The sequence below is a fragment of the Microbacterium sp. genome (assembly GCF_031178525.1).
Lineage (GTDB): Bacteria > Actinomycetota > Actinomycetes > Actinomycetales > Microbacteriaceae > Microbacterium.
In genome coordinates, this window is sequence record NZ_JAPSJA010000154.1 from 1 (window position 1) to 5,960 (window position 5,960).

Below are 5,960 nucleotides of genomic sequence, written 5' to 3' on the forward strand. Positions count from 1 at the left end.
TGCGCTGGTCGCGCAGGCTGCTCGCGGCGCCGACGACCGAGACCACCGGGCCGAGGAGGGTCACGAGCGCGGAGACGTAATAGGGGCCCATGTCGAACAGCGGGCCGCCACCGTGCTGGTAGTAGAACTCGGGGTTCGGATGCCAGCGCTCGTGTCCCGGGGTGACCATGACGGCGGTCGCCGCGACGGGACGTCCGATGACACCGCCGTCGATCGCGACCCGTGCGGTCTGCGTGCCGGTTCCCAGCACCGTGTCCGGCGCGCAGCTGGCGACCAGGCCGGCCTCGGCCGCGGCATCGAGCACGGCGCGCGCACCTCGGGTCGTCGCCGCCAGCGGCTTCTCGCCGTGCACGTGCTTGCCGGCGGCGAGCGCTGCGAGCGCGATCCGGTCGTGCGCGGCGGGGATCGTGAGATTGAGGACGACGTCGACGTCGGGATCCGCGAGCAGCTCGTCCACCGGGAGCGCACGGGCGCCATCCACACGCGCGGCGACCGCCTGGGCGCGGGCCGGATCGAGATCCGCCGCCGCGACGAAGCGCACGTCGGGCAGCCGCGGCAGGGTCTGCAGATACTGCTCGACGATGTGGCCGCAGCCGACTATGCCGACGCGAAGCGGCGACGTCGCCACGCCGCTCATCGCGCGGCCCACAGCATGCCGCGCTCGATGATGGTGCGCACATGGGGGTTCTGCAGCACGTCGATCGAGTGTCCGGGAGTCGCCACGAAGATCCGGCCCCTACCCCACAGGCGCGTCCACACGGCGGGCGAGGTGATCGGCCGGTGCCACGGGTGGTAGGGCCGCGTGGGGTGCGTCGTCGTGGCCAGCACGTCGATGAGGTCGTCGTGCAGCACCCAGTACTGCTCGGTGTCCAGCTCGAAGTCGTCGAGACCCGCCGTGATCTCGTGCGCACGGCCGAGCTCGGTGAGATCCACCGTGTGCGGCAGGTAGTTGTCCCGCTCGTCCCCGGGGCGGTCGTCGGGATGACGGCCCGGGTGCGTGGCGAACTGGCCGCCGACGAGCTGGAGGTAGTCCGAGCTGCTGCGGTACGAGTCGGCGATGCCGCCGTGCCATCCCGCCATGCCGGTGCCGGCCTCGATCGCGGCGCGGAGCCCGCGCACCTCGTCGGGTCCGATCGTGCTCATGGTGGTGCTCTGCACGATGAGGTCCGTCGCGGCCATCGCCTCGGCATCCGCGTAGACCGCCGGGCTCTCCTCGATCCGCACCTCGAATCCCTGCGCGCGCAGGAACGGGAGGAACAGCTCGGTCGCCTCGACCGGGTGGTGACCCTCCCATCCCCCGCGCACGACGAGGGCGTGACGCTGCCTGGCGTCGGGCATCGGCTCTCCTTCTTGTCGACCGTCGCGCGGCGCTGCGCGCGGCAGGTGGCTATCGCTCTATCGGATGCGGCGTGCTCTCGGGCACGCCACCCAGCGTGGTCCACTGCTGGAGGATCGCGCGCACCGACGCGTCGGGCTCCGTGTCGACCGCGCGCGCGAGCGCGGTCTCGAACACCTCGTCGAGCATCACGCTGCGACCGGTCTCGGCCGAGATGACGGCTGCCTCCACCATGGCGAGGCTGTGCACGTTGCGGCGGGCCGCCCCGGTGGGCTCGTCCCCCGCGCGCAGGCAGGCGAGGAACTCCGCGAGCGAGGCCGCGATCTCCTCCTTCGGCGCGCCCGCGATCTCGCGCTCGCGCAGACCCGTGGCCGTCTCGACCGCGACGCGTCCCGCGCCGTCCCACGTGGCCGAGCCGCGCTCCGCGCTGACCCGCCAGGACCCGTTCCATGACGTCTCGAGTCCGGGAGCGCACCAGCTGCCGGTGTAGACGTACCGCTCGCCGCCCGAGAACGTGAAGACCGCGTGGGCGTTCGCCGCCCCGCGGTACCAGCTCCACGACGGGTTGTGCTCGTCGCAGTACACGGAGACCGGCTCGGCTCCGATCACGGACCTGGCCGCGTCGAACGCGTGGATGGCCATGTCGACGAGCAGGACGTGATCCATCTCCTCACGGAAGCCGCCGAAGCGCGGGGCCTTGTAGAACTCGGTGACGACCGTGCCGACGGCCCCCAGTCCGGCGACCTCGGCGCGCAGCGCGTCGAGCGCGGCGTAGTAGCGGCGCGACTGACTGATCATCAGCAGCCGGCCGTGCATCTCGGCCGCGGCCGCCTGGCGCAGCGCGTCGGCGACCGTGGGTGCCGCGGGCTTCTCGCACAGCACGGGGAGGCCTGCCGCGAGCGCCTCGGTGTTGACGGTCAGATGCGCCGCGGGCACCGTGACGTCGATCACGGCGTCGGCCCCGGCGGCTGCCGCGACCTCGGTCACGTTCGCGCCGACCAGGACGCCTTCGATGCCCGCGTCGGCCAGCGCGGTGCGCGCCACGTCGACGTCGAGATCGACGAGGCCCACGAGCTCGGCATCGGGCTCAGCGGCCACGGTCCGCAGCCAGGCGCGTCCCATCCCCCCGGCGCCGACCTGCACGACGCGGACGGGCGATCCGCCCGGAGCTGCAGCGGTGCTCAATTGTGCATCGCCCCCTCGTACCCGCGGCCGTTGTAGAAGTCCTCGCGCTCGTAGCGCAGCAGGGTCGGCGTCGCCCGCTCGGGTCGCAGCGTCTTCGCCCACTCCACCCCGTTCGCGATGACCTTCCGCACCTCGGCCTGGTGGTAGACCGGGTAGTCCTGGTCGCCGGGGCTGAAGTAGAACACCTTCCCGAACCCGCGTCGGTAGGTCATGCCGCTGCGGAACACCTCGCCGCCCGTGAAGGTCGACAGGAAGACCAGCTCGTCGGGCGCGGGCACGTCGAAGAACTCGCCGTACATCTCCTGCGCGGGGATGATGAAGGGGTGCGGGATGCCCCGCGCGATCGGATGCGTCGGATCGACGGTCCAGACGATCTCGCGGTCGTCCTTCGAGCGCCACCGCAGCGTGCAGGTCGTGCCCATGAGCTTGCCGAAGATCTTCGACCAGTGGCCGGAGTGCAGCACCACGAGCCCCATGCCCTCGAGCACATGCCTGTGCACGCGCTCCACGACCTCGTCGGAGACCTCGCCGTGGGCGGCGTGACCCCACCACACGAGCACGTCGGTCTGCGCGAGCAGCTCCTCGGTGAGGCCGTGCTCCGGGTCGTCGAGCGTCACGGTGGAAACGACGGCGCGCTCGCCGAGGTTCTCCTCGATCCCCTCCTTGATGGCGGTGTGCATGCCGTCGGGGTAGATGTCGCGCACTTTCTGCTGCGCCTGCTCGTGGCGGTTCTCCCCCCACACGACGACGCGGACGGGGTATTCGGGGGTGAGCGCCGACATGGCGTCCTCCTTCTGTTCTGAGCTTGTCGTTGTTCGTGCGCGGGGTCGACTCACTTGACGGCACCGCCCATCGCCCCGGCCGCGATGTAGCGCTGCGCGACGAGCAGCAGCACGATCGCCGGCAGCGACGACAGCACGGCGGTGGCCATGACGGCGCCCCAGTTCGAGACCTGCGTGCCGAGGTACTGGTAGATGCCGAGGGTCACGGGGCGGAGGTCCTCGGTGGTGGTGAGCGTGAGGGCGAACAGGAAGTCGCTCCAGGCGAACAGGAAGGCGAACAGCCCGGCCGTGATCAGGGCGTTCTTCGCGATCGGCAGCGCGATCGACCAGAAGGCGCGCACGGGCCCGGCTCCGTCGACGCGGGCGGCTTCGAGGATCGACGGATGCAGGTTCATCATGAACGCGCGCAGGACGAGGATCGCGAAGGGGATCGAGTGCGAGGCGTCCGCGAGGATGAGCCCGACGACGGTGTTGAGCAGACCGAGGTCGTTGTACGCCGCGTACAGCGCGTTCGCGATCACGATCCCGGGGATCATCTGCGCGATCAGGATCACCAGCAGGGCGATCCCGATCCAGCGGTACCGGAACTGCGCCAGCGCGTAGGCGGCGGGCGCGGAGATCACGAGGCAGACGACCACGGAGCCGACCGACACGATGAGGCTCGTCACCAGGTTGCCGCCCTGGTCGGCGAGCGCCTGCTCGTAGCCTGCGAAGCTCGGGTTCCAGGGGATGAGGCCCGCGTTGAGGGTGTTGCCGGAGGGCTGCAGGGACGTGTTCACCATCCAGTAGACGGGGAACAGCATGATCGCGAGCAGCGCGATGCCGACGACCGTCGACGTGCGGCCCCTGCCGGTGCGCGCGTGGTGACGCCGAGCGGCCTTCTGGTCGACCGTGATCAGAGCGGTGGTCATGGTGTCTTCTCCTTTCCGATCACTCGTCGACGGCCCTGCGGTTCGACCGCAGGTAGATGAGGGCGAACACGAGCGAGAGGAGGATCAGGATGTTGCTGAAGGCCGCTCCGACGCCGAACTCGAAGTCGACGAAGGACGTCTGATAGGCCCGGATGGCGATGGTCTGCGTCGCATTCGCGGGGCCTCCGCCGGTGAGGCCGAGGATCACGTCGAGGACCTTGAGCGTGTAGACGACGCCGAGCACGAGGACGACGCTCATCACGGGGCGGAGGTTCGGGAGCGTGATGTGCCAGAACGCCTTCCAACCGGTCGCGCCGTCCAGCGAGGCGGCCTCGTAGAGCTCCTCCGGGATGTCCTGCAGACCGCCGTAGAGCAGGGTGACGTTGAAGGGGATGCCCACCCAGATGTTGACCAGGACCACCGCGGCGAGTGCGACGTCGGGGCTCGTCAGCCAGGGCACCGCACCGATGCCGACCGCTCCGAGGGCCTGGTTCAGGATGCCGCTGTCCTGATCCAGGATCGCCCGCCACGTGGCGCTCGAGACGATGAGCGGCAGCAGCCAGGGCAGCAGCAGCATCGCCCGCAGGAAGCCGCTGAGCGGGAACCGACGGCGGAAGAACACCGCCAGTCCCATCCCGATCACGAACTGGCCGATCAGCGACCCGATGGTGAACAGCAGCGTGTTCGCCATCGCGGGCCAGAACAGCCCGCTGGTGATCGCCGTCACGTAGTTCTGCAGCCCCACCCAGGGCGCCTCGCCCGTGAAGAAGGTCTTCGTCGTGTAGTCCTGGAACCCCATCAGCACGTTCTTGATGACGGGGTAGCCGAAGAACAGCAGGATGTAGATCGCGGCAGGCACCACGAACAGCGCCTTCACGACGTCCTCGCGACGCACCCGACGTCGCCGCGAGGAGAGCACCATCGTCATCGGCGTCAGCCGCGAGCGGCCTGCTCGAGGGCGTCCGCAGGCTCGGCTTCACCCGTGACCGCGAGCTGCACCGCGTTGTAGATCACGGTCGCGACGGTGGGCCACTCCTCGCCGAGCTTGCCGGTGCGCGAGCGGGCGTCCGCCACCTGCTGTGTGAAGGCCTCCATGGACGGCACCTTCTCGACGTAGGACTCGACGAGCGCGGTGCGCGTCGGCACCATGAAGCGCGCCTCGGCGATCGCCATCGAGTTCTCCTCGTCCGTGATGCAGCCCACGAACTCGGCCGCCTTCGCCTGGCGCGCCTCATCGCCCGTCTCGGGCACGGTCAGCACCTCGCCGCCGAGCGGCGCCACGGGCTTCTGGACCGCCTCGTTCACGGGCACGAGCACCGAACCCCACTCGAAGTCGGTGTCGGCGAGGGCGGGGATCTGCCAGGGACCGTTGACCATCATCGCTGCCTTGCCAGCGACGAACTGGTCCTTCACGTCCGCCTGCGACCAGTTCACGACGCCCTCGGACGCCGAGCCGTCCTGCACGAGGTCGACCCACAGCTGCAGCGCCTCCGCGACCTCGGGCGTCTGCAGGTCCGTCTCGTCGCCGCCGTTGGTCCACATGAACGGCAGGAACTGCCAGGCGCCCTCGTACGTCGCGATCGCGGAGAACGCGACGCCGTAGCGGTCGCCCTCGGTCAGGGCGGCGGACGCGGTCTTCAGCTCCTCCCACGTCTTCGGCGGCTCGATGCCCGCCTCGTCGAGCAGCGTCTTGTTGTAGAAGATGCCCAGGGTGTTCACGGCCGGCGCGAGTCCGTAGATCTCGCC

The 5,960-nt window shown here is 70.0% G+C and carries 7 protein-coding genes; all 7 read right to left on the reverse strand.

Features of this window, described 5'->3' with window-relative positions:
• The coding region (locus RIF89_RS10095; protein ID WP_375294467.1) for a Gfo/Idh/MocA family protein at window positions 1-628 on the reverse strand (628 nt) is incomplete at its 3' end.
• Window positions 629-633: 5 nt separating this feature from the next.
• A complete protein-coding gene (locus RIF89_RS10100) occupies window positions 634-1,338 on the reverse strand; it encodes a ThuA domain-containing protein (RefSeq protein ID WP_309068985.1) in 705 nt (234 codons plus the stop codon).
• Window positions 1,339-1,387: 49 nt separating this feature from the next.
• Window positions 1,388-2,521, reverse strand: a complete 1,134-nt coding sequence (locus tag RIF89_RS10105) for a Gfo/Idh/MocA family oxidoreductase (RefSeq protein ID WP_309068986.1) — start codon at window positions 2,519-2,521, stop codon at window positions 1,388-1,390.
• Complete coding sequence (locus RIF89_RS10110) at window positions 2,518-3,303, reverse strand: ThuA domain-containing protein (RefSeq protein ID WP_309068987.1); 786 nt, start codon at window positions 3,301-3,303, stop codon at window positions 2,518-2,520. Before RIF89_RS10110 ends, RIF89_RS10105 begins: the two co-directional genes overlap by 4 nt.
• A gap of 50 nt (window positions 3,304-3,353) precedes the next feature.
• On the reverse strand, window positions 3,354-4,214 hold the full coding sequence (locus tag RIF89_RS10115) for a carbohydrate ABC transporter permease (protein WP_309068988.1): 861 nt from the start codon (window positions 4,212-4,214) through the stop codon (window positions 3,354-3,356).
• A 19-nt stretch (window positions 4,215-4,233) separates the two neighbouring features.
• Window positions 4,234-5,142, reverse strand: a complete 909-nt coding sequence (locus RIF89_RS10120) for a sugar ABC transporter permease (RefSeq protein WP_309068989.1) — start codon at window positions 5,140-5,142, stop codon at window positions 4,234-4,236.
• Between the two features lie 5 nt (window positions 5,143-5,147).
• Window positions 5,148-5,960: extracellular solute-binding protein (locus tag RIF89_RS10125; protein WP_309068990.1), on the reverse strand; the 813-nt coding region annotated here is incomplete at its 5' end.

What these genes read in the sequence shown, in the direction of transcription:
- RIF89_RS10100 (WP_309068985.1), bottom strand. Translation starts at nt 1,338, where the DNA reads ATGCCCGACGCCAGGCAGCGTCACGCCCTCGTCGTGCGCGGGGGATGG.
- RIF89_RS10120 (WP_309068989.1), bottom strand. Translation starts at nt 5,142, where the DNA reads ATGACGATGGTGCTCTCCTCGCGGCGACGTCGGGTGCGTCGCGAGGAC.
- RIF89_RS10110 (WP_309068987.1), bottom strand. Translation starts at nt 3,303, where the DNA reads ATGTCGGCGCTCACCCCCGAATACCCCGTCCGCGTCGTCGTGTGGGGG.
- RIF89_RS10115 (WP_309068988.1), bottom strand. Translation starts at nt 4,214, where the DNA reads ATGACCACCGCTCTGATCACGGTCGACCAGAAGGCCGCTCGGCGTCAC.